The following is a 23,358-nucleotide window of genomic DNA, read 5'->3' as shown; positions in this document are numbered from 1 at the left end:
GGCGCACCGCGCGCCTTACGCGTGGCCGGTGGTCTCGGGGGCGAGCTCGGCATCGACCAGCTCCTTCACCCGGCCCAGCAGCTCGATGGCGCGCAGGGACTCGCGCTGCGGCACCCCGGAGACGTCCATCTGGAAGTTCTGCCGGTCGTGCCCGAGCGAGGTGTGCAGCAGCACGATCTTCTCGGCGACGGTCTCCGGCGAGCCGATGACGTAGGCGCCGTGGCGGCCGGACTGCATCTCGTAGGAGATCCGGTTGGGCAGCGCGAAGCCGCGCTCACGGGCGATCTTGGTGCCGGCGTCGAGCTGATACGGGTAGAAGAACTCCAGCGCCTCGGCGTCGGTCTCGGCCAAGAAGCCGTGCACGGAGACCTCGACGCGGCGCGTCGCCGCCGGGTGGCCGGCCTCGGCGTGGGCGCGGCGGTAGAGCTCGGCCAGCGGGGCGAACCGTCTCGGCTCGCCGCCGATGACGGCGTAGTTGATCGGCAGCCCGAGCTTGCCCGCCCGGACCGAAGACGCCGGGGACCCACCGGTGGCGACACCGATGCGCAGGTGCTCGCCGAGATCCGGCTTGTCCGTGGGGCGCGGCAGGATCTGCGCGTCCCGCAGGGGCGGGCGGTGCTTGCCGGACCAGGTGACCGGGTTGCCGGAGTCCAGTGTCAGGAGCAGGTCGAGCTTCTCCTCGTAGAGCTCGTCGTAGTCCTCCAGGCTCGCGCCGTACAGCGGGAAGGACTCGATGAAGGAGCCGCGGCCGGCGAGCAGCTCCACGCGCCCTCCGGAGTACTGGTCCATGGTGGCGAACTGCTGGAACACGCGCACGGGGTCCTCGGTGGACAGCACGGTGACCGCGGAGCCCACGTGGATCCGTTCGGTCTGGGCCAGCGCGGCGGCGATGACCGTGGCCGGCGCGGAGATCGCGTAGTCGGGCCGGTGGTGCTCCCCGATGCCCGCGTAGTCGAGGCCGACGTCCTCAGCCAGCCGCACCCGCTCGAGGATCTCGTTGATGCGACGCCCCGGCGAGGTCGGCTCGGCGGTGGGCCGGTCGTCGAGGTCGCCGAAGGTGTAGATACCCAGTTCCATGATGGTGCGAACGCACGGAGCCGTGCGGTGCTTCCCGGCCGGCTCAGGCGGACGGCTTGCGGGACGTGAGCTCGTCCAACAGGAGCGTGCCGGCGATGCCGAGCATGAACACGTCCTTCGCGATCCCGGTGCCCTCCTGGGTGGGCTTCACGCTCGAGCCCTCCTCGGTCAGGCCGGGCGTGCGGGTGTACATGTACAGCAAGGAGCTCGCGAAGCCGCCGAGACCGAGCGCGGCGAGCCAGGTCGGCACGAGCGGGACGAGCAGCGCGGCGCCGAGGGTGATCTCGGCGGTGGAGATGAGCTTGCCGAAGTCCTTGGGGGACATCTCCTTCAGCTGCGGGAACGCGTTCGCGGCCATGCCCTGCAGACCGGCCGCCGCCTCGTCCGGAAGCCCGCGCTTGCCCAGTCCGGAGTTCAGGATGAAGGCACCGGCGGCGAGTCGGGCGGGTACATGACGAAGCTTGACGGGCAGACCCATGACAGACCTCCGATTGCGTGCGTGAGTCGTCACGGTAACCCCGCCCGTTCGTGCCCGCATGCGGATGCCGAGCACCGCAGCACGCCGGGCGCCGGGGCGCCGATCCCGTGCGACGACCCGGTGGCGGACCGCGTGGGTCAGAGGCGCTCGCGCAGCCAGGCGATGTCGGCGCCCTGCTCGGTGGCGCCGCCCGGGGTCTCGACGATCGCCGCCGTCCCGGCCTCGCGGACGACGTCGACCATCGCCTCCGGCGGGAGCGTGCCGGAGCCGAGGTTGGCATGGCGGTCCGCCCCGGAGTCGAAGGCGCCCTGGCTGTCGTTGACGTGGACCAGGTCGACCCGGCCGGTGGCCTGACGCACTCGCTCGACCAGCCCGGCCAGCTGCTCCCCGCCTGCCCAGGCGTGGCAGGTGTCCAGGCACAGTCCGACGTCGGCGCCTCCGTCGGCGGCCAGCACCGACTCCCACAGCCGGGTCAGCTTCTCGACGCCGCGTGCCATCGCCTTTGTCCCGCCCGCGGTGTTCTCGATCAGCACCGGCACGGGCATCTCCAGCCCGTCGATGGCCTTGCGCCAGTTGTCGAAGCCCTTCTCGGGGTCGTCGTCCTTGAGCACGTGCCCGCCGTGGACGATCACGCCGAGGGCACCGATCTCGGCCGCGCCCGTCACGGTCTGCTGCAGCAGCTTCCGGCTCGGGATCCGGATCCGGTTGTTCGTCGTCGCCACGTTGATGACGTACGGCGCGTGCACGTACAGACCGATGCCGGCCGCAGCCGCCGCCTGCCGCAGGGCCTCGGCCCCGCCGGGGTAGGCGACCTCGGCCCCCTTCCAGCCCTGGGGGTCACCCAGGAAGATCTGGGCGAGGTCCGCGCCGCGGGCCTTCGCCTCGGCGACGGGGTCCAGCTGGTCGACGTGGGCACCGATGAGAACCATGGTCCGACCCTACCTACCAGCTCCCGCCGCCCATGCCACCGACGCCGCCGCCCACGGACCCGCTGAAGCCGGACGCGCCGCCCGCTCCGCCCGAGGCCGATGTCACGGCCGTCGTGGCGGTGTCGGCGAAGGCACCGACCGTCTCGCCGAACGTCTCGGGCCTGCTCCACAGGGCGGCGGCCGTCACCGTGCCTACGTACCAGTCCGGCTCGGGGACGTCGCGGCCGTGCCGGGCGAGCTCGGCGAAGACGCCGGCCCATCGGTCCGCGAGCCCGAAGACCATCGCGTAGGGCAGGTACCGCGAGAACAGGTCCTCCCCCTCCTCGAAGCGGATCTGCTCGGCCTCCGCGGTCGCGAGGTACTGGCGGAAGCCGAGTGCCTGGGCCAGGACCGCGGTGCCGGCGGCCGTGCGGGCCGGGGCGGCGGACGAGGCGACCATGACGACAACCCCGACGACGATCGGCGGCACCCCGAGGATGACCGGCGCATGCAGGACGAGCAGGACGATCGTGGCGACGGCGCCGAGCGCGAGCAGGCCGGCCCCCCGTCCCAGCCAGCGACGGCGCACCCGCTGCGGATCGCCGCGGAACCAGCGACGATCGGTGACGGTGCGGTACAGGTCGCGCTGAGCGGTGGACATCGTCAGGGCGTAGGTGTCGGCGAGGTCGGTCATCAGGACCGACGGGCCGTCGGCGAAGATGCGCTCGAGCAGACCTCGCTCGTACTCCTCGAGCTGGCCGAGGTCCTCGCGCAGCCGCACCAGCCGCCAGTCCTTGTCGCCGTCGCCCTGCTCGTCACCGCCGCCGCCGTCGCCCTGCTCGTCACCGCCGGCCCCGTCGCCCCGCTCGTCACCGCCGACGTCGTCGACCCTCTCGTCGTCGCCGCCGCTCACGACCTCCTCGATGCGGAGGTAGCCACGCACCGCCAGGTCCACGATGGTCGCTGCGACGTCGTGCGGGTCCGCCACCTCGTCGGCGAGGGTGCCCACCTCGCCCGGCCGGACGCCGTCGGGTGGCGTGAACCGTACTGCGACCGGGTCGCGCCGGCTGCGCCTGCCGACCTGGCCCGCGGCGCCGCCGGCCGGCACGAGTCCGGGGGTCAGCCCGAGGTAGGCCTCGTCGCGTCCCCGGCGCGAGGCGACGGCGACCGCCGCGCCGGCACCGAGCAGCGTGGCGCCCCCGGCGAGCGCGCCCGTCAGTGGCGTCAGCTGGACGGTGTTCGCGAAGGTCCGGCGCGCGACCAGCTCCCGCTCGGCGCCGGTGAACGTGCCGGCGGGCCAGCCGAGTACGACGGTCAACCCTTCGCCGGGGTCCAGCCGGTCCTGCGAGAACCGGTGGGCAGCCGCCTCCGACGCGACACTCGAGTCGCACTCGTGGGTGGATCCGGTGGCACCGACGTAGCACGCGGCGTCGATCGCGCCGGGCGGTCCGGCAACGGTGACCGAGACGTCGCTGAGGACGAGCTCGAAGCCACCGGGCGCCACGACGTTCCAGAACAGCTCGTCGGTACCGTCGACGTCGGGGTTGATCAGTCCGTCCACCGTGTAGGTGATGCGGTAGGTGTGCAGCCCGGTGATCTCGACGTCCTCGTCGCCGACGTAGAGCTGGACCGCACCGTCCTCGCGCTCGACGCGCAGGGCGTCCGGCGCCCCGGTGGTGGAGGTGGCGGTGACGTCACCGACCGTCAGCCGTCGGTAGTGGTCGGGGTCGCCGACGATCTCCTGGAGCTCGGCGAGGACGAGGAACGGTCCGTGCGCCTCCTCCTCGCCCAGGTCGAGATCGAGCTCGACCACCACGTCTGCGCTCCCACCCTCCGGGGTGAGCTCGGCGGTGACGTCCAGTCGGGAGATGCGTCCGGCCTGCTCGTCGTCGGCCCGCGCAGGGGCTGCGCTCAGGACCGCGAGGAGCAGGGCCGTCAGGACGAGGGCGAGAGCCCACGTCGTCGAGCGGACCGTGCGGACCATCTGTACTCCCCCGTCGGCGGTGCGGGCTCAGCCCCACCGAACCTATCGGACCGACGAGGACCGGATGCCGGCCGGGGCCTTTGCGGTGCCGTCACCCGCTCGGAATCGGGCTCGGGCACGGACTCGGCTCGGGCCGCGCTCGGGCTCGCGCTCGGGCTCGGCTCGGCCGCGAGGTATCCGCGCAGGCTCAGAGATGCTTGCGCAGGCTCATCGCGCGCTGCGCCTCTCGTTCGTCCTGCTTCTCCCGCAGGGTCCGGCGCTTGTCCCACTCCTGCTTGCCCCGGGCGAGGGCGATCTCGACCTTGGCCCGCCCCCTGATGAAGTACAGCTCGAGCGGCACGATCGTGTGCCCCTTCTCCCGCGACTTCACGGCGAGCTTCTCGATCTCCTCCCGGTGCAGGAGGAGCTTGCGCTTGCGCCGGGGGCCGTGGTTCGTCCACGACCCTTGGGAGTACTCGGGGATGTGGACGTTGTGCAGCCAGGCCTCGTGGTGGCGGTCGATCTCGATCCAGCCCTCGACGAGCGACGCGCGGCCCATGCGCAGCGCCTTGACCTCGGTGCCCGTCAGGGACAGGCCCGCCTCGTAGGTGGCGTCGATGTGGTAGTCGTGACGGGCCTTCTTGTTGCGCGCGACGACCTTGCGCGCGTCGGCCTCGGCCTTGGCCCGCTGCCCGGGGGTGGGCTTCTTCGCCCCAGGTGCCTTCGTGCCAGCCACCGCCACGACCTCCCTTACGTCCGCACCGGCGCACGGTGCGCACGGCGGAGCACGACCTGGTCGTGCCGACCCTCCAGCCTATGCCAGCGCCGGTGGGCGGATCGACCGGTTTTCCGGACGGCGGACACAGGCTCGGGCCGCCGCGCCGGGACGCCCGACCGGTTGCGGGCGGCTCTCGGGCGAGGAAACCTCCGGCAACCGGATGCCACCGCTATCCCGGCCGGTGCGCGGCGCACTATCTTGGCGGCATGACCTGGTTCCAGCGCGAAGCCCGATTCATCAGCCGGCCCGAGATCGAGGAGATGGTCCAGCGGACCCTGGACGAGGCCAAGGAGCGGCTCGGCATCGCCGAGCTCAAGCGCGTCCTGCTGCTCCCGCCGGACATCACCCGCGCCCACTCCGGCTCCGGCTGGATCACCGAGCGCTTCTACCAGCTGCTGGACGACGCCGGCGCGGAGGTGCACGTCATCCCGACGCTGGGGCAGCACGTGCCGCACACCCCGGAGGACAACCGCTGGATGTTCGGGTCCATCCCGGAGGAGCGGATCCACGCCCACGACTGGAAGGGCGGCGTGACGAACGTGGGCACGGTGCCCGCGGAGTACGTCAAGGAGATGACCGGCGGCGCCGTCGACTGGGAGATGCCGGTCGACCTCAACACCATGACCGTGACCGAGCAGTGGGACCTCATCGTCCACGTCGGCCACGTGGTGCCCCACGAGGTCCTGGGGTTCGCCAACCACAACAAGAACTACTTCATCGGCCTGGGCGGCAAGCGGCTGATCGGCTCCTCGCACATGGCCTCGGCGGTCTACGGCATCGAGAACAACCTGGGCAACCTGGTCACCCCGGTGCGGGCGTGCTTCAACTACGCGGAGGACCACTTCCTCGCCGACCTGCCGGACGTGTACTTCCAGGTGGTCATGGACTACGACGACGACGCCAAGCTCGCGCACACCGGTGTCTACGTCGGTGACGACCTCGAGACCTACCTCGCAGCGGCCAGGGCCAGCGGCGAGCAGAACTTCACCACCTTCGACGAGCCCGTCAAGAAGATCGTCGCCGTCATGCAGGAGGACGAGTTCCGTGCCACCTGGGTGGCGAACAAGGCCGTCTACCGCACGCGCATGGCGATGGCCGACGGCGGCGAGCTGCTCGTGATCGCACCCGGGGTGGAGCGCTTCGGCGAACAGCCCGAGGTCGACGCGCTCATCCGCAAGTACGGCTACATCAGCAAGGACGAGGTCCTCGAGCTGTACAAGACCGAGGCGGACATGCAGGACATCCCGCACGGCACCGCGCACCTCGTGCACGGCTCCTCCGAGGGCCGCTTCACCATCACGTACGCGCCCGGCAAGCTCTCCAAGGAAGAGATCGAGTCGGTCGGCTACCAGTACATGGACCTCCAGGATGCGCTGCGGCGCTACGACCCGGCCGTGATGAAGGACGGCTGGAACACCATGGACGACGGCGAGGAGGTCTTCTACATCTCCACGCCCTCGGCCGGGCTGTGGTCCACCAAGGAGAAGCTCGCCCAGCGCGCGAACCACGAGCTGCACGGCTGACCGGCCGCACCCGCACAGCGACAAGACCCCCGCCCGGTTCACACCGGGCGGGGGTCTTGTCGCTGTGCGGCTCAAAAGCCGGGCATGCCCATCGGGTCGATGGTCGAGCCGTTCTTCCACACCTCGAAGTGCACGTGGCAGCCGGTGACGTTGCCGGTGGCGCCGGTGTAGCCGATGACCTGTCCCTGGGAGACGTGCTGGCCCGGGCTCACCGCGAAGCGGGTGAGGTGGTTGTAGACGGTGATGTAGGAGCTCCCGCCCAGGACTCCGTGGTTGATCATCACCTGGTTGCCGCTGGTGCCCGTGGCCCACGGCGGCTTCGTTGAGATCACCGTCCCGCCGGCCGACGCGTGCTGCGGGTTTCCGCACGCGGAGCGCAGGTCCACCCCGTTGTGCATGAACCACCCGCCGGTGATCGGGTAGACCCGGTAGCCGTAGGAGGACGTCACGTACAGGGTGGGCACCGGCCGGCGCAGCAGCCCGTTGCTCGAGGGCGGGGCGGGGGCCGGCGGTGCGGGCCGGGCGTCGCCCCGGGACGCTGCCGCACGTTCGCGCTCGAGCCGCTGACGCTCGGCCTCGGCGGCCTTGCGGCGGCGCTCCTCCTCGGCCTTGCGGTTCGCCTCGTCGATGGCGGCGATCTCCCGGGCGAGCTCGGCGTTGTCGGCCTCGAGCTCGGCGAGCTGGCCGCTGTACTGGACCTTCTGCTCTTCGAGCTTGTCGGCGAGGACCGTCATGTCGGCCTGGATCTGCTCGATCTCTGTCTTGTGCTCCGCCGCGGCCGCCCGGGCCTCGTCGGCCGCGACGACGGCGTTGTCGGCCTCGACCTTGAGCTCGCCGATCCGCTCCGTCACCGCCACCTGACGCTCGCGCTGGTTGCGTGTGACGGCGGCAGCGGTCTGCAGGTCCTCGAGAACCTGCGTCTGCGAGCGGACCGCGGACTCCATGACGGCGTAGCTCTTGAGGAAGTCGTCGGTGGAGGACGCGTCGAGGACGACTGTGAGCGTGTTGACGGCATTGTCGCCCCGGTAGGTGCTGCGCGCCAGCTCGCCCATGGCCGAGCGGGTGGTGTCGATCTCCTGCTCCCCCTCGGCGATCGCCGTCTCCAGCGAGGCCGCCTCCGCCTCGGCGAGGTCCAGGCGGCCGGCCACCTGCTCCTGCTTGCGCTCGGCGGCGGCAAGCGCCTCCTCGGCGGCGGCGAGCGCCTCCTGGGCGATCGGCAGCTGGGTCTTGGCGTCCTCGAGCGCCAGGTACGTCTCGGCGAGCTCGGTGTCCACGCCCTCGAGGGTCGACTGCAGCTTCTCGCGCTCGGCCTTGTTCTGCTCCTGCTCACGCACGAGGTCGTCCCGCTCGTCCGCCTGCGCGACGGTCCCGACCGCCGTCAGGCTGAGCGCGACGAGCGCGGCGGCCACCGCCCCGCGGAATCTGCGGGACGTCCTGCGGGCAGGGGCGAGGTTGGTGCTCACGTCATACCTTCGTGTAGCGGCCGAGGGTCACGATCGAGCTGATGCCGGCCAGCACGATGGCCGCCAGGACGAGGAAGGGCGCCACCGACCACACGTCGGCGGTGTCGACGAACTGCACCCAGGGGGTCTCCCCCGCGAGCCAGCCCTCGATCAGGTACTTCACCCCGAGGAAGAGCCCGCCGACCGCGAGCCCGGCACCGATCAGCGCGGCGATGGCGCCCTCGAGCATGAAGGGCAGCTGGATGAAGAAGTTCGAGGCGCCGACGAGCCGCATGATGCCGGTCTCGCGGCGCCGCGACATGGCGGAGAGCCGGATGGTGGTGGTGATCAGCAGGACGGCGGTGACGATCATGACGCCCGCCAGGCCCACCGACAGCAGGGTGGTGCGGTTGAGGATCAGGAAGAGCGGCTCGAGCTGCTCGCGCTGGTCGACGACCACCTCGACACCGGGCCGGCCCTCGAGCTCGTCGGCGACGATCTGGTACTGCTCGGGGTCGACGAGCTTCACGCGGTAGGAGACCTGCATCTGCTCCACGGTGAGCGACTGGGCCCAGACGGTGTCCTCCATCTGCTCCTGGAACGCCTCGTAGGCCGCCTCCTTGGACTCGACGTAGATCTCGTCGACGTAGGGCGCCATGGCGTCGGACTCGAGCAGCGCGCCGATCTCGTCGATCTGCTCGGCGGTGGCCTCACCACCCGCGCAGGCCGGCGTCGCGGAGTTCTGCGGGCACATGAAGGCCGAGACCTCGACGCGGTCGTACCAGTCGTTCTTGAGGTTGCCGATCTGGACCTGCAGCAGGGCCGCGGCACCGACGAAGGTCAGCGACACGAAGGTGACGAGGATGACCGAGATCGTCATGGCCAGGTTGCGGGACAGACCCTGGCCGGTCTGGGACAGGACGAAGCGAAGTCGCACGGCTGCCCCCTACCGGCCCGCGCCGTAGACGCCGCGGGACTGGTCGCGCACCATGGTGCCGTTGGCGAGCTCGACGACGCGCTTGCGCATCTGGTCGACGATCTCGTCGTCGTGGGTGGCCATGACGATGGTGGTGCCGGTGCGGTTGATGCGGTCGAGCAGTCGCATGATGCCTATCGAGGTGGTGGGGTCGAGGTTGCCCGTGGGCTCGTCCGCGAGCAGCACCTGCGGCCGGTTGACCATGGCCCGGGCGATGGCCACGCGCTGCTGCTCGCCGCCGGAGAGCTCGTGCGGCAGTCGCTTCTCCTTGCCGTCCAGTCCCACGAGCTCGAGGGTCTCCGGCACCGTGGTGAGGATGTGGTGGCGCGGCTTGCCGATGACCTGCAGCGCGATCGCGACGTTCTCGAAGACGTTCTTGTTGGGCAGCAGCCGGAAGTCCTGGAACACGGTGCCGATCTGGCGGCGCAGGTGCGGGACCTTCCAGCGGGAGAGCTGGGCGAGGTCCCGGCCGAGGGCGAAGATCTGGCCCGACGTCGGGCGCTCCTCGCGCAGGACGAGCCGGAGGAAGGTGGACTTGCCGGAGCCCGAGGCACCGACGAGGAAGACGAACTCGCCGCGCTCGACCTCCATGCTCACCTGGTCCAGCGCCGGGCGCGCGCCGCGGGCGTAGACCTTGGAGACGTTCTCGAATCTGATCATCGTGGCGGCCAGTCTCGGCAATGGGGGAAGGGCAAACCTGGCCACCCCGAGGTTAGGCACGCCGGCGCCCCGGGCAGCCGCCGACACGCCGCGGGCGCGCCGCCACAACAGGTCAGTCGGCGGCGTTCTGCTCGTTCTTGCGCCAGCGGATGCCTGCGTCGATGAAGTCGTCGATCTCGCCGTCGAACACGGACGAGGGGTTGCCGGACTCGTGCTCGGTGCGCAGGTCCTTGACCATCTGGTACGGCTGCAGGACGTAGGAGCGCATCTGGTCGCCCCAGGCGCCCTTGACGTCGCCGGCGAGCGCCTTCTTGGCGGCGTTCTCCTCCTCCTGGCGGACCAGCAGCAGGCGGGACTGCAGCACGCGCAGCGCGGCCGCACGGTTCTGGATCTGGGACTTCTCGTTCTGCATCGAGACGACGATCCCGGTCGGGATGTGGGTCATCCGCACCGCGGAGTCGGTCGTGTTGACGGACTGCCCGCCGGGGCCGGAGGACCGGAAGACGTCGACCTTGATCTCGTGCTCGGGGATGTCGATGCTGTCGGTCTGCTCGATGAGCGGGATGACCTCGACGGCGGCGAAGGACGTCTGCCGCCGGCCCTGGTTGTCGAACGGCGAGATACGCACGAGGCGGTGGGTGCCGGCCTCGACGGACAGCGTGCCGTAGGCGTAGGGCGCCTTGACCTCGAAGGTGACGGACTTCAGCCCGGCCTCCTCGGCGTAGGACGTGTCGAGCACCTGGGTGGGATAGCCGTTGCGCTCCGCCCAGCGCAGGTACATGCGCATGAGCATCTCGGCGAAGTCGGCGGCGTCGACGCCGCCGGCCCCGGCGCGGATGGAGACGACGGCCTCGCGCTGGTCGTACTCGCCGGCGAGCAGGGTGCGGACCTCGAGCTCGCTGAGCGCCTTGCGGATGGCGGTCAGCTCGGCCTCGGCGTCCTCCATGAAGGCGTCCGCGTCCGCGCCGTCCTCCTCCTGGCCGAGCTCGACGAGTGCCGCGAGGTCCTCGATCCGCTCGCCCATCTTCTCCACCCGGTTGAGCTCGGCCTGGGCGTGCGAGAGCTGGGAGGTGACCACCTGGGCGGCGTCGGGGTCGTCCCAGAGGTTCGGGGCGGAGGCCTTCTCTGAGAGGTCGGCGATGGTGGCCCGTAGCGCCTCGGGGTCCGTCACGGCGCGGATGGACTCGTAGGTGGAGCGCAGGTGCTGGATCTCTTGGGAGAAGTCGGTGGCCACGATCGGCAAGGTTACGCGATCGCGCCTAGGGCTGCGTCGGCCGTCATGCTCGCCGCCCAGCGCCGACGACAAGCCGCTCCGACGCCCCCGACCTCCTGCCTGCCAGACGGGCCAGGCCCGCCAGACCGGCCAGGCCCGCCAGACCGGCCGGGCCCGCCACGCCCGGCCGGGCCCGCCACGCCCGGGACCGCGGCCCGCCCGGCCCGGCCCTCAGTCCACCCAGCCCCCGCGCCGGTAGGCCGGGGTGGCGATCGCGAGAACGGCCAGGGCAGCCAGGACGGCACCGAGGATCACCACGGCCATCGCGACGGCGTCCCCGCCCAGCACGCCGACCAGCGGGCTGACCAGACCCGCGACGCCCGCCTGGAACGCCCCGATCATCGCGGCGGCAGCACCGGCCCGCTCACCGTGCCGGGTCAGCGCGAGCGCGGAGGCGTTGGGCGGGACCACGGAGTTGACGGCGAGCAGGAGCCACAGCGGGACGAGCAGCGCGAGCAGCCCACCGACGTCGGCCACCATCAGCGCGAGCAGAGTCACCGCCATCAGGGCCGCCACCGGGATGGCGACCCGAACGACGGAGACGGGCGCGAAGCGGCGCACGAGGGAGGCGTTGACCTGTGCGCCGAGCACGAGCCCGGCACCGTTGACCGCGAACACCAGCGCGAACTGGCTCTCGGTGAGTCCGTACTCCTGCTGCAGCACGAACGGCGAACCGGCCACGTAGCTCATGAGCGCGCCCATGCCGAGGCCGGGCAGGAGGGCGAGGGCCAGGAAGCGCCCGTCGCCCAGCAGGACCCGGTATCCCCTCAGCGCCCCGACGAGTCCCTCCGGCCGCCGCCGCTCGGGCGGCAGCGTCTCGGGCATGGACCGGTGCACGACGACCATGAGGGCCAGCCCCAGGACGGCGAGCACGGCGAAGGTGGCCCGCCAGCCCCACAGGCCGGCGATGAGGCCGCCGGCGGTCGGGGCGAGCAGCGGGGCGACGCCGATGACGAGCATGAGCCGGGACATCAGGATGGAGGCGCCGGCACCGCTGTAGCGGTCGCGGATGACCGCCATCGCGCACACCGTGGCGGCGGCGTTGCCGACGCCTTGGACCACCCGCAGGACGATGAGCGGCCAGATGCCCGGCGTGAGCATGCACAGCACCGATGCGATCACGTGCAGTGCGACACCGACCATCACCGGAGCCTTGCGCCCGTACCTGTCGGAGAGCGGGCCGACGAGCAGCTGGCCGATCGCGCCGCCGAGAAGGACCCCGGTGATGGTTGCCTGTACCAGCGCGTCGGAGGTGTCCAGCTCTGCGGCGACCACCGGGAGCGAGGGCAGGTAGAGGTCGGTGGTGACGGCCGGCAGTGCCGCCATCGAGCCGAGGAGCAGCACGAACGAGAAGCGGGGGCGGGCTGTCGCCGGGAAGCTCACGCGGCAATCGTGGCACCGCTGGGTCCGGCCGCCTCCGGGGACCGGGGTGGCCCTTGGCCGAATTCCGGGCGAGTCAACCCGAAGGGGTGAGGGAGGTCACGCCGGCCGGCTGGGCGTTACGTCGGCTCCAGGCCCGCGGCGACCGCGACCATCTGCTCGAGGACCGCGAGGGTGGCGGCACGCGGCTCGTTCCGGGTCGCCCGGTGGCGAATGAATAGGCGCCGGGTGCCCAGCCCCGGCATGGCGGCCCACTGCACGTTCTCGGGCAGGTGGCGCCGTAGCGCCAGGGAGGGCAGCAGAGCGTTGCCGAGGCCGGCGGCGACCATGGACAGGGCGACGTCGAAGTCGAGGTAGCGGTGGACGGTCCGGGGGGTGAAGGACAGCTCGGTCGCGAGCCGCGCCATCGCCCGGTCGGCCGCGCCGCCGGGCTCCGGCCTGAGCCAGGTGCTGTCGACCAGGTCCAGGAGAGAGGTGGGCTCGGGGTCCGTGGCCGGGAGGACGACGACCCACGGCTCGTCGAGGAACGGCACGTCCCGCGTGCCCTGCGGAGCCGGGGGCGCGGCGATGTCGTGCTCGATGACGAGCAGGTCGAGCTCGCCGCGGCGCAGCGCGCGGCGACCGTGCTCCTCGACGACCTCGTGCACCACGAGCTCCACGCCGGGCAGGGTCTGCTCGAGCTCGGCGAGCAGGGGGACGAGGACGGCGCGGATGGCGGTCTGGAAGGCACCGACCACCACGACGCCGGAGATGTCCCCCTCCAGGGCGGCGAGCGCGCGACGGGTCTCCCCCACCTCCGACTCGATGCGCTCGGCCGTCTCGGCGAGGAGCTTGCCGGCGGGTGTCAGCGTGGCTCCGGTCGGCTGCCGGTCGAGCACCCGGACGCCGGCCTCGGCCTCCAGACGCGCTATTTGCTGAGACACGGCAGAAGGGCTGATCCGCAGCGTGTCGGCGGCCGCCAGGACACCTCCAGCCCTGCTCACGGCCAAGAGAAAACCAAGTCGGCGTGGGTCGATCTCCATGAAGCAGAACTGTATACCGGATGCTCAAACCTTCGATTGATCTTTACGAGAATCGGCCGCACGATTGTGTCTATGAACGACGTCCTGCTCACCGTGATCGCCACCCTCGGGTGGGTCGGTGTCCTCGCGCAGCTGATCGCCTACGCCCTGCTCACCCGCGGGCGCCTCGAGGCGGTCTCGGTGCGTTATCAGGGGCTGAACGTCGTCGGCGCCATGGCGGTGGGTCTGAGCTCCGCGAGCAGCGGCGCGTGGCCGTCCGCTGTCGCCAACCTCATCTGGATCGCCATCGGCGTGCTCGCGCTGCTGTCGCTGCGCCGCCTGGCCCTGGTGATGATCCTGCGCCGCCAGGTCGCCAAGCGCCGCGAGGCCATGGCGGCGGCGCGGGCCCGCGTGGCCGCCCGGCGCACCCGGGTCCTGGACCGCGAGGCCGAGACGGCGCCGCACCTCGCCGGCGAGGAGTCCGACGTGCTGCAGGGCCGTCCGCTCCAGCCGGGCTCGACCCGCCCGGCCGGCCGCTCCCCGCGGGGACCGCGCGGGCGCAACGAGAGCCGTCGCAAGGCGTCGGTCGCCGCCTGACAGCTCCGGCCGGCCTGTCGAGGGGCGACGGCTCGGCCGGCGCAGTACCGCCCGAGACCCAAGCAGCGGCTCGGCGAGCGCGGTCACCCACGGGTGCGTGCAGGCTCAGCGAGTGGGCTCCCCTGCACGCGCGTGCAGGCTCGACGAGCGCGCTCCCCCGCGAGCGCATGCAGGCTCGGCGCACCCCGTCCCGTTCAGCCGGCTCGTGCGTTCGAGGTGACCCGCAGGGTGATCCCGTCGCTCCACGGCACGAGCACCCACGGCACGAGCGCCGGCCGTGCGAGCGCCGTCAGGGTGACCTCGGCGGTCGTCCCGTCCGGCGTCCCGGTCGGTTCGGCCACCCGGAGCCGGGCGAACTCGCCGGTCACCGGCGCCGGGGCGGCAGCGAGGTAATCCTCGACCGCGGCTCTCACCGAGGCGTCCGAGAGCGGGAGCCGGGTCGGGCCGTCCGGGTCAGCCCCAGCCTCGTGGCCAGTCCCGTAGTAGGTGGCCTCGTCGACGGCATCGGCCGCGTCGGCCGCAACCGCATCGGCCAGCGCGAGGAGCCGCTTGCGCTCGATGTGGACGGCCGATGCGCTGGCGACCACCAGGACGAGCGCGATCACCAGGGACGTGAAGGCCAGCGTCAGCAGCATGATCTGCCCCTCTTCGGGGTCACGCATCCTCCGGCCCCCGCCCCACCCGTGCCGAGCCCAGCTGCGGGTCTGCCCGCTCACGGCGCCTCCCGGAACTCCGGCACCACGACGAGGTGACTCGCGCTGACCGGGACGTGCGCCGGCACCGCGTCGGTGAGGAACGACGGCACGAGAGGTAGCGGCACCTCGGTCGCCACCTCGACGAGCACCTGCGCACCGGGGGTCAGGCACGGCTCGGCGGAGCACTCGGCGCGCAGCAGGTCCGCGCCGTCGACGTCGAAGCCCTGGTCTCCGAAGGCGAGCTCGACGGCGGCCTCGGCCCCGACCGTGGCCTCTTCGAGGGACTGCGCCTGGGCCACGATCCGCCCTGCCTCGCGCGCGGCCCCCTCGGCGGCGAAGGAGGCGGCCTGGACCCTGGAGAGTGTCAGGACGAGGTAGAGGGCGGGAACGAGGAGGAGCAGGCTCACGCCGAGGAACTCCACGACGGCGCTGCCGCGGTCGCGCGTGTCGGTCAGGTCCCGGATGCGGGCTCCGATCGCCGAACGCACGCGCGGCGCACAGTGCAGGACGGCGATCACGGCACCTGGTCCACGAGCTGTTCCTCGACCACCGCGTGGCCGTTGACCGAGACGACGGCCGACGGGCCGAGCAGCCCGATCACGGGGAGCGGGGCGTGGACCTCGATGCGCACGAGAGTGAGGTCCCCGCGCTGGACGGTCCTCGCGGAGACGCGGTCGGCGTAGCGCGGCGAGATCGTCAGGCCGATCAGCTCACGAGTCCGCTCGGCGCCGTCGGCAGGGCTGGAACCGACGAGGGCCCCGAGGCGAGCCCCCTCGGAGGCTGCGTCGATGAGAGTGTTCCGCACGTGCAGGGCCAGGGTGAGCTGGACGAGCGCCATCACGAGCACCACGACCAGGATCGAGACGAGCACGAAGTCCACGACGGCGGAGCCCCGCTCGGCCTCGGCGCGGAGCGCCTGCCACCGTGGCCGCACGCGGGCGGTCAGCACCGTCTCCACAGCTGCCCGACGGGAGCGACCCACCGCCGCTCCTGGGCTCGTGGGAGGTCTCCCACCGCCGTCGGCCGTCCACCTCAGAAGGTGAGCACCCGGTTCATGGCCGTCTCGAAGACCTCGGCCAGCGCCGGCCCGGCGAGAGCCCAGATCGCGATCACCAGACCTGCTGTCATCAGCGTCACCAGCACCCAGCCCGGCACGTCTCCGCGCTCCGGGTCCTCGAGGGCGTCTGGTGGGAGGAGTCGGGCGGCGAGGAGTGTGAGCAGGGTGGTCAACATGGGTCTTTCCTCCGGAGTGCTGAGGCGGTTCGGGTTCGTCGGGACGGGACAGCCGAGGCGTCGTCGGCGCTGGTGCCGGCCGGCTCACAGGCCCACCGCCAATACGGCGAGGCCGGGGAAGATCGCGAAGATGTCGGCTGCCAATAGAAGAGGGAGTGCGGGGAACCACTGACCTGCAGCGTTGCCGGACGACGTGGGGGCGACGCCCAAGGAGTTGCCCGTGAATATGAGAGCGTGCGCGCTGGCTAGACGTGAGCCATCTCTACGTTGTATCTCGGCCACTGCTACGGGTAATCGTCTGCCGGTTCACGCTGAGGAGGCAAGTCGGTGTGGTTCCCCAGGGCCTTGGCGCGGTGACCCTGAACCGGTTTTCGTTGCGGGCCGCCGTGGCAGTCCCTGGGGCGGTCTCTGCGCCGACTCGTCGTCATTTCCGTCGCACTGTGATTGGATCTGCCGTTGGCGGTTTGAATACCTGTCTGCAGGGAGATCCGTGTCGGCTGCTGCGAGCGTGGAGCGCTTCTGGTGCCCACGCGACGGCGCTTACTCGGTCGATGATGACGGCTTCCTCCGAGACCCCGACGCGACCTGGCTCGGCACGCAGTCTGCGAACCCAGCCGCGGTGCGCGTCGATGAGTTCCGCGAGCATCGATGTCTGGTGCTGCTCGGAGAGCCCGGGGCGGGCAAGTCGACCGCGGTCGCCGCGCCGGCTCGATTGGCTGCCAGCGGGGTGCCGGTCGTGTCCTTCGACCTCGCGTCTTACGGCTCCGAGGACCGACTGGTGCGCGAAGTGTTCGACGACCCGTCGATCCTCGCCTGGTCCGTTGGGTCCTATCAGCTGTGTCTAGTCCTTGACTCGCTGGACGAGGCACGGGCTCGCGTTCCGCAGATCGGCGCGATCATTGCCGACTGTGTCCGCCGGCTCCCGTACGACCGGCTGTTCCTGCGCATCGCCTGCCGAACGGCGGACTGGCCGGCGGGCCTCGAGCAGTCGCTGACGGAGCTTTTCGGGGCGGTTCACGTCGTCGAGATCCTGCCCCTTCGCCGAGTCGATGCATCGGCGATCGCGGCCCTTTGGTGCGATCCGTCCCGACTTCTCGACGAGGTTGCGCGGGCCGGCGCCGGCCCACTCGCGGCGCGGCCTCTGACGTTGCGATTCCTTGCCCGCAGCTTCGGCCAGTCAGGGAGGCTGCCCGAGCAGGGCGCCGCATTGTACGCCGCCGGGGTCCGCTCCCTCTGTGCGGAGCAGAATGCTGCCCGCCTCGACGCTGGGCTGGGCGGTGACGTTCCGCTCGATACGCGCGTCGCGGTCGCTCGCCGCATCGCTGCGGCGACGGTCTTCGGTGGCGCTTCCGCGCTCTGGACCGGCCCTGAGATTGACGCCGGCGGCGAAGACATCGCCGTCGAGCATCTCGCCGGGGGCTCCGAACCGTCTCCCATGGGGTCGGTGGACGTCACCGTCTCCTTGGTGCTCGAGGCGGCACGGACAGGGCTTTTCACGAGCCGGGGTGGACAGCGTCTCGGCTGGGCCCATGCGACATTCGCCGACTTCCTCGCTGCCGAGTGGGTGGTCGCCAACGATCTATCGGCGGCGCAGGTACGGCCGTTGTTCCTGGGTCCCGATGGCCGGTGCTGGCCGCAGACCCGCCTGGCCGCGGCCTGGACGGTCGCGATCGCACCGGACCGGTTCGAGTTCCTCATCGCAGCCGATCCGGCGGCGTTCCAGGGCGAGGTGGAACTGCCGGGAGACAGCCTGCGTGCCGCCGTGATCGACGGGCTCTTCTCTGTTGCGAGCACGCTCACCGCAGCGCCGTGGGAACGGTCCTATCGCGCGCTTCGGCACCACGACATCGCCGCGCAGCTTCGCCCACATCTGTACGACACCGACGCTGACCGCCGCCGACTGGCGATTGAACTGGCCGATGAGTGCGCCGCCACCGAGTTGCACGACGACCTAGCTGCGATCGTCATGGACATCACCGCCGAGACGCACGACCGCGTTGCGGCCGGCTGGGCCCTGACACGGCTGCCGGATTCTCTCCGGACAGCGGTGCTGCGCCCACTCGCGCTCGGTACCGTCACGATCGGCGAAGATCCGGCGGACGACCTAAAGGGAGTCTCGCTGCTCGCGTCTTGGCCGCAGGCGATGTCCAATGCGGAGGTCTTCTCCGTGCTGACGTCGCGTCGCCAGCGAAACTATTTCGGCTCCTACGCGATGTTCCTCGACAGCTTCCGCGAAGGCATCGAAGAGGCTGACATCGACGCCGGTCTCCGGTGGATCCTCGATGATCTCGACGTCCCGGTCGATGACCACATCTTCGGTGCCCTCGCGAACCGTGTCCTGACGCTGGCCGCATCGAGAGGGGCGGATCGCCTTGTCGTTGACGCGCTCACCCAGGTCGTTCTGGCCCGGGTTAAGCACCATGGCGGTCTGCTGTTCGAGGATTTCCGCCGCGACGAACGCGAGGACCCGTTTTCCGACGCGGTGCTGCGACGGGCCGTCGCGGCCGCGGTGCTTGCGGCGGACCCGACGAACAGGGTGGCGCAGCATCAACTTTTAGGTGACGGCTTCGACTCGTTCGGCATCGTGCGCGCCGACGACCTCGCGTGGCTTGCCGAGTTGTACGCGCAGGTCGGCGGCGAGATACGGGATGCCGTGCGTTCGCTGTTCCGATGGACGTACGACGTCGGGATACCGGAACACCGTGACCTCGTGCTGGCCATGTCACCCGAGCACCCTCTTTACGTTGACCTCGTGCACGCGTGGGTGGAGCCGGTCGCGCTCGACTCGCCTGAGGCCGACGAGATGCGTCGGTCATGGAAGGCGTTCCGCCGCCCACAGCTAGCGAGCACAGACAGCATTGACGACCTCAACGAGCAGATCGCGAAGTTGCTCGTGCGGTTCGACGCGGGCGAGGCAATGGGGTTCTGGTACAGCACCCGGTTGCTGACCGTCGCGCCGGGCTCGAAGCATTTTGGTGCCGAGTTCGACCCCGATGTCGTAGGTATGCAGCGGTGGCCAACTCTGAGCGAGGGGCTGCGCGAGCGTCTCGTCGATGCTGCCGATCGCTACCTGCGGTCCCACCATTGCCAGCCCGAGGAGTGGCTCCACCAGCCGGAGATTCTCTATCACCCGGCGGAGGCTGGGTACCGGGCGATGGTCCTGCTGCTAAGAGTGGCACCCGAACGCCTTCACCGGCTCCCCACGTCCGCGTGGATCGAGTGGGCGCCGGTCCTCGCCTGCTGGTCAACGGCATCGGTGAACGGCGCCTCCTGGGACGACAAGGCGCAGCTCTTCGAGCTCGCCGGTCCAGAAGCGCATGACGTTGCACGCCGCGCCCTGCTGACGCGGGTGGGCGCCGTCGTGGCGGCCGGGAATAGACCATTCGCAGCGAACGAAGCCGGTTACCTGTGGGACGACTCCGTCGCGGCCAAGTATCTGTCGCTGGCTCGGTCCGCAGACGCAGATCCGCGGGAAGAGCTCATCACCACGCTCTCCAATCACGACCTAAACCTGCAGCGTGAGTTGCTGCTGGAGTGGTTGGAGGACCCGTCTGACGTCGACCGGCGTCAGTTGGCGGCGAGGACGCTCCTCGACCGCGATCTCGAGCGGAGCTGGCCCGCGGTCGCCGCCGCATTCGAGTCTGACCTTACGGTCGCAGAGCAGGTGTTCGGACGGTCGCTGACGGTTCGCGGCTTCGAGCGGATGGATCACGTGTCAGCGGCAGTCCTGGCCGATATCTACCTGTGGCTGCGCGCGAAGTTCCCGCCGGAGTCCGACCCGAAGTTCGACGACGTCCACTGGGTCGGACCTCGAGAGCAGATAGGACAGTGGCGCGACAAGTTGTTGAGCCGGCTGCAGGACGAAGGGTCGCCGGAGGCGGTCGCCGCAATCCGAGCGATCGTGGCGGCACTGCCGAGCGACCGGTGGCTCCTGCGTACGCTGGCGAGCGCCGAAGCAGCGCTGCTGCGCAATAGCTGGGCACCCACACGGCTGTCGCACCTGCTCCGCCTCGGGAGCAACCGGCGGGCGGTCGTCGTCAACGACGTGGCCGGTCTCACCGCGGCGGTCGTGTCCGGGCTCGAGGATGTTCAGTCACGGCTGACCGGCGCTACGCCCGAGTCGCACTACCTGTGGGACACCCACGCGGGGCGGCCGAAGTCCGAGGACGAGATCTCGGACTACCTGGCGAACGAGCTTCACCGCATCCTGATCGCCCGCGGCGTGATCGTCAATCGTGAGGTGCAGGTCCGGCGCAACCGGCCCAGCGGCATCGGCGAGCGCACCGATCTACTCGTCGACGCCGCTCCCGTTGGCGGACCCGCGACGGGCCGCCTGTCGCTACCGATCGAGGTCAAGGGGGCGTGGAATCCCGAGCTTCTGACGGCCATGCGCGACCAGCTCGTCGGGCGCTATATGCGCGATGCCGCCGCCAACGACGGGATCTTCATAGTTCTCTGGCCCGACCTGAATAGCTGGACCGACGTCACCGATTTACGTCGGGGAGCGCTGGCGTCACTCGACCGCCAGATCGTCGAGGCCAAGCTCGGCACTCAGGCGTCGGAGCTCGCGCGGAACGACGCGCAGGTGTGCGTCGTGCACCTCAGCATCGACTACCGCCGACCCAGCAGAGGCATGCCGTGACACCGTGGCGCGACACTGAGACCTCGGTAGCTGTGCGACCCGGATGGCTACTTCACAAGTGAAGGGCCCAACCCAAACGTGCCTGCCCCCTCCCCACCCGAAGGCAAACTATGACCGTGCCCTCCCGCCGCGCCGCCACAGCCATCACCGCCTTCCTGCTACTGCTAATCACCAGCTGTACAAGCATCGCCGCCACCTCCCCCACCTCGCCAGCGACCACCGCCCCGCCGGTGAGCCGGTGGGGTGACGACCTGAGCGAGCAGGAGAGCGCCTACCTCGACGCCTTCATGACCAGCAGTCTCGAACTCGTCGGCAACACCCCCGAAGGTCGTGGCTGGAAACCCCACACCGCCATCAAGCAGGGCCTCAACTACTGCGAATCTGCCGACCAGGGCGACCTCTCCGTTGGAGACTCGATGCTGGTCGACTACGCCTGGGCGATCCTGCGTGCGCAGATGAAGCACGGGGCGATCCTGTGTTCTGAGCACACCGCCCTGTTCGATGCTGCCTGGGCTGGGCTTGAAACCCTCGATCGTGACTGGATGGAGTCCGACCAGGTTGCGGCGGCACGGGCCATGGACGCGCAGATGGCCGCCCGGGATGACGGTGCCTGGATGGCTATCGAGTCGGGCAACATCTATGTCCGCGCTGCGGAGGCTGGTGAGTTTGTGTGCGAGAGGTTCACCTGTGTTGGCGCGTACGTCTACGCCGAACTCGGCTGCCCCGACGGCGTATACCTCGAGGTTTCGCTGAGCAGTAGCGGCGTCGTGATCGGCAGCGCCACTGCAACCACCGGTGGCTTGAAACCTGGTGACACCGCATTCGAGGTGCTGGAAGATCCCAGCAATAAGGCCGACGAGGTCTCCTGGAACTTCGACAAGATGCGCTGCCTGGGCTAACCGCGAGACGTCGAAGCCCCATCCGACCCGAAGGTCCGGTGCGCCTTCTCGCCCTCACACCCGCGGACCGCTAAGCCGCCCCGCTCTTGGAATTTCAAGGCTTCAAGCTGTGCCCATTCCTGCAGAGCCTCAAGCACGGGCGTCGGTGCACGCTTAACCCAAATAAGGTAGTTGTCACGTTCATTCCGTGTGCGACCGTTCGTCCAGGCGGGCGCGTTCAGAAGGTGGTCAGAGGCAACCATTGTCCATGCCCACACTGCGGCCCACCGGCACCGCGGTACGGTTGCCCGTTGAGCACCGTTTGCGACGAACTGGAAGACATCAGCAGTCACTGGTTCGGCGAACGCCTCAGTAGCAGCTGCCCGCATCGTCGGGTATGCGTCGATGCGACCGTCAGAGTTGAGTTCCTCCGAGACTCGGTCTATTGCGTTGAGGATCTCATGGAGGCGCGCGACCCCGAATCCTGCGGCGACGTGGTACCGAACTCCAAAAGCTAGAGTCCGATTTCGGAAGACGTCGTCAAAGAAGTGCGCGGTCGCCTCTGACCAGAGGCATTGCGTCCGCTCCCGGTACAAGGCAATGGAAGCGAACCTCCGCATGGCGGTCGTACTAATCGGCATATCGACCACTAGAGGCGCGAGGTGCTTTTCGAACAAATCAGCCCATAGCAGCGGCGGAACGTTGGCGGCGTTCCACAACAGCTTCGGCTGCGTTGGCCGCAGCCGCCCGTAGTCCAAACTTCTCCCGTACCGGAGTTCCTCCACCGCGGTTGCGGTGCGGCGGCTCAGTTCGGGCGTCGCCCCGTAGATCCGCAGCTTCCTCTCGGATAGCCGTGTCGTGTCTTGTCTGGCGAGGTCCACGAAGGTGACCAGCGCGCGTTCATTCGTCAATGCACTGTATGCCAAGAGCGTAGTCGCTGCCATGAGCGCTGTATCGGCGGGTGGCACGCGCGCAAGTCGGTACGTTTCCGCAGGAGGGCGGTAGAGGGCCCCTGGCACCTTCGCACGTCGTTCTCTGCGAAGCCGATCCCGTTCGGCGCACGTCGAGTCCCATGCGCCTTCGATGGCGGCTGGTACCCGTCCTGTGGCCAGTTCCCTGGGAGCTCCGGTCGGAAGGGTAAGGAGCGCGTACCTGGACAACATGGTGAGGTCGCTCCACCAGGAGCGGGACCGCGTGGCCTTGGCGTCGAGGATCCGAGCCTGCAGGTCGAGCAGGTGGGGCGGCAGCTGTAGCCCGGGCTCGACGCTCCCCAGATTCTGCATGCAGGGTTTCAGTTTCCGGTCACTGCGGTTCATGCAAAATCCCGGGACCGGAACCGTCGCAGGATAAGGGGGCCGACGATCGGAACTCATCGCGGGGAATGAACGGCGACGGCAACCGGGACAGTGTCCGAGCAAGAGTCGTCCGTGGGCAAGGCAGGCGAAAACCCAAGGGAGTGTCCAGTCCAGCATGACGACGCCGTTGGACTCGGCTAGGCATTGTGGGCAGTAGTTCGATGCGTTCGTGTATAACCAATTCTGGTTTGCGAACTGTTGGGCGTCGTTCGTGATATCCCTACCGCTTTTTGTCGATCCGGTGGCAGGCCCTCCGATCCATGTGGTTTGAAGCGACCTCCGTATGTCTGCCTCGTCGGTTCCCGTGACGGAGGCGATCCTCCTGACTTGGTTGTCGTCAAGGTAGACCCCATAGCCGCGAAGGCGCCGCGCTTTGCCTGTAGTCAGGCCGAAGTGGTCGGTCACCCATGTAGTTGGGCAGGCGTTCGCGGCCGCAATTCTGCTGATCCACGACGTGAAGCATTCTCCAACGTACAGCCGCGGCATGAGCGCGAATGTC

At 69.8% G+C, this 23,358-nt stretch carries 20 protein-coding genes and 1 pseudogene; 4 read left to right on the top strand and 17 right to left on the bottom strand.

All coding sequences use genetic code 11. The annotated features are described in order from the left end of the window. Positions 1–15 precede the first annotated feature (15 nt). From GD748_RS09270 to smpB, 5 genes are all read right to left on the bottom strand, one after another. Entirely contained in the window at positions 16–1,077 is a 1,062-nt protein-coding gene (locus GD748_RS09270; RefSeq protein WP_152194878.1) for an LLM class flavin-dependent oxidoreductase, read from the bottom strand. Positions 1,078–1,120: 43 nt separating this feature from the next. Next, on the bottom strand, positions 1,121–1,555 hold the full coding sequence (locus GD748_RS09265; protein ID WP_152194877.1) for a hypothetical protein: 435 nt from the start codon (positions 1,553–1,555) through the stop codon (positions 1,121–1,123). Positions 1,556–1,692: 137 nt separating this feature from the next. Further along, a complete protein-coding gene (locus GD748_RS09260; RefSeq protein WP_152194876.1) occupies positions 1,693–2,484 on the bottom strand; it encodes a deoxyribonuclease IV in 792 nt (263 codons plus the stop codon). Between the two features lie 13 nt (positions 2,485–2,497). After that, complete coding sequence (locus GD748_RS09255; protein ID WP_152194875.1) at positions 2,498–4,447, bottom strand: DUF2207 domain-containing protein; 1,950 nt, start codon at positions 4,445–4,447, stop codon at positions 2,498–2,500. Between the two features lie 187 nt (positions 4,448–4,634). Beyond that, positions 4,635–5,162, bottom strand: a complete 528-nt coding sequence (smpB, locus tag GD748_RS09250) for an SsrA-binding protein SmpB (RefSeq protein ID WP_152194874.1) — start codon at positions 5,160–5,162, stop codon at positions 4,635–4,637. Between the two features lie 248 nt (positions 5,163–5,410). On the opposite strand from smpB, the gene GD748_RS09245 reads away from it, so the two are divergent. Further along, entirely contained in the window at positions 5,411–6,727 is a 1,317-nt protein-coding gene (locus GD748_RS09245; protein WP_152194873.1) for a lactate racemase domain-containing protein, read from the top strand. 71 nt (positions 6,728–6,798) lie between these two features. Here GD748_RS09245 and GD748_RS09240 read toward each other — a convergent pair whose 3' ends face one another. The 6 genes from GD748_RS09240 to GD748_RS09215 all read right to left on the bottom strand — a co-directional run bounded on the left by GD748_RS09240 (position 6,799) and on the right by GD748_RS09215 (position 13,480). After that, positions 6,799–8,190: a M23 family metallopeptidase gene (locus GD748_RS09240; protein WP_152194872.1), complete on the bottom strand. Its 1,392-nt coding sequence runs from the start codon at positions 8,188–8,190 to the stop codon at positions 6,799–6,801. A gap of 1 nt (position 8,191) precedes the next feature. Next, a complete protein-coding gene (gene ftsX, locus GD748_RS09235) occupies positions 8,192–9,106 on the bottom strand; it encodes a permease-like cell division protein FtsX (protein ID WP_152194871.1) in 915 nt (304 codons plus the stop codon). A 9-nt stretch (positions 9,107–9,115) separates the two neighbouring features. Beyond that, on the bottom strand, positions 9,116–9,805 hold the full coding sequence (gene ftsE / locus GD748_RS09230) for a cell division ATP-binding protein FtsE (RefSeq protein WP_152194870.1): 690 nt from the start codon (positions 9,803–9,805) through the stop codon (positions 9,116–9,118). A 112-nt stretch (positions 9,806–9,917) separates the two neighbouring features. Next, positions 9,918–11,039: a peptide chain release factor 2 gene (gene prfB / locus GD748_RS09225; RefSeq protein WP_152194869.1), complete on the bottom strand. Its 1,122-nt coding sequence runs from the start codon at positions 11,037–11,039 to the stop codon at positions 9,918–9,920. Positions 11,040–11,249: 210 nt separating this feature from the next. Beyond that, on the bottom strand, positions 11,250–12,461 hold the full coding sequence (locus GD748_RS09220; RefSeq protein WP_226921037.1) for a multidrug effflux MFS transporter: 1,212 nt from the start codon (positions 12,459–12,461) through the stop codon (positions 11,250–11,252). Between the two features lie 116 nt (positions 12,462–12,577). After that, positions 12,578–13,480, bottom strand: coding sequence for a LysR family transcriptional regulator (locus GD748_RS09215; RefSeq protein ID WP_152194868.1), 903 nt, complete (start codon positions 13,478–13,480; stop codon positions 12,578–12,580). 72 nt (positions 13,481–13,552) lie between these two features. Here GD748_RS09215 and GD748_RS09210 point away from each other — a divergent pair, with 72 nt between their 5' ends. After that, positions 13,553–14,056, top strand: a complete 504-nt coding sequence (locus tag GD748_RS09210; RefSeq protein ID WP_152194867.1) for a CBU_0592 family membrane protein — start codon at positions 13,553–13,555, stop codon at positions 14,054–14,056. Positions 14,057–14,250: 194 nt separating this feature from the next. Here the strand turns inward: GD748_RS09210 and GD748_RS09205 are convergent, their stop codons facing one another. Genes GD748_RS09205 through GD748_RS09190 form a run of 4 tightly spaced genes read right to left on the bottom strand, consistent with a single transcriptional unit; the run spans position 14,251 to position 15,984 of the window. Next, a complete protein-coding gene (locus GD748_RS09205) occupies positions 14,251–14,718 on the bottom strand; it encodes a hypothetical protein (protein ID WP_226921034.1) in 468 nt (155 codons plus the stop codon). 50 nt (positions 14,719–14,768) lie between these two features. Beyond that, positions 14,769–15,269 (bottom strand): pilus assembly protein, encoded by a 501-nt coding sequence (locus tag GD748_RS09200; RefSeq protein ID WP_319593306.1) that lies wholly within the window; start codon positions 15,267–15,269, stop codon positions 14,769–14,771. Continuing rightward, positions 15,266–15,733 carry a TadE/TadG family type IV pilus assembly protein gene (locus GD748_RS09195; RefSeq protein ID WP_319593305.1) on the bottom strand — a complete coding sequence of 156 codons (468 nt, stop codon included), beginning with the start codon at positions 15,731–15,733 and terminating at the stop codon, positions 15,266–15,268. Before GD748_RS09195 ends, GD748_RS09200 begins: the two co-directional genes overlap by 4 nt. A 50-nt stretch (positions 15,734–15,783) precedes the next feature. Then, positions 15,784–15,984 carry a hypothetical protein gene (locus GD748_RS09190; protein ID WP_152194866.1) on the bottom strand — a complete coding sequence of 67 codons (201 nt, stop codon included), beginning with the start codon at positions 15,982–15,984 and terminating at the stop codon, positions 15,784–15,786. A gap of 508 nt (positions 15,985–16,492) precedes the next feature. Between GD748_RS09190 and GD748_RS09185 the strand changes: the two genes are divergently transcribed. After that, entirely contained in the window at positions 16,493–20,626 is a 4,134-nt protein-coding gene (locus GD748_RS09185; protein WP_152815268.1) for an NACHT domain-containing protein, read from the top strand. Positions 20,627–20,736: 110 nt separating this feature from the next. Next, complete coding sequence (locus GD748_RS09180; protein WP_152194864.1) at positions 20,737–21,525, top strand: hypothetical protein; 789 nt, start codon at positions 20,737–20,739, stop codon at positions 21,523–21,525. On the opposite strand, the gene GD748_RS09175 is transcribed toward GD748_RS09180, so the two are convergent. Continuing rightward, positions 21,522–22,820 carry a hypothetical protein gene (locus GD748_RS09175; protein WP_226921127.1) on the bottom strand — a complete coding sequence of 433 codons (1,299 nt, stop codon included), beginning with the start codon at positions 22,818–22,820 and terminating at the stop codon, positions 21,522–21,524. The genes GD748_RS09180 and GD748_RS09175 overlap by 4 nt on opposite strands. Positions 22,821–22,931: 111 nt before the next feature. After that, positions 22,932–23,345, bottom strand: a pseudogene (locus GD748_RS20255) (TniQ family protein); the annotation flags it as partial. Positions 23,346–23,358 lie beyond the last annotated feature (13 nt).

Source organism: Georgenia subflava (assembly GCF_009193155.1).
GTDB lineage: Bacteria > Actinomycetota > Actinomycetes > Actinomycetales > Actinomycetaceae > Georgenia > Georgenia subflava.
This window is presented reverse-complemented; position numbering and strand designations above follow the sequence as displayed.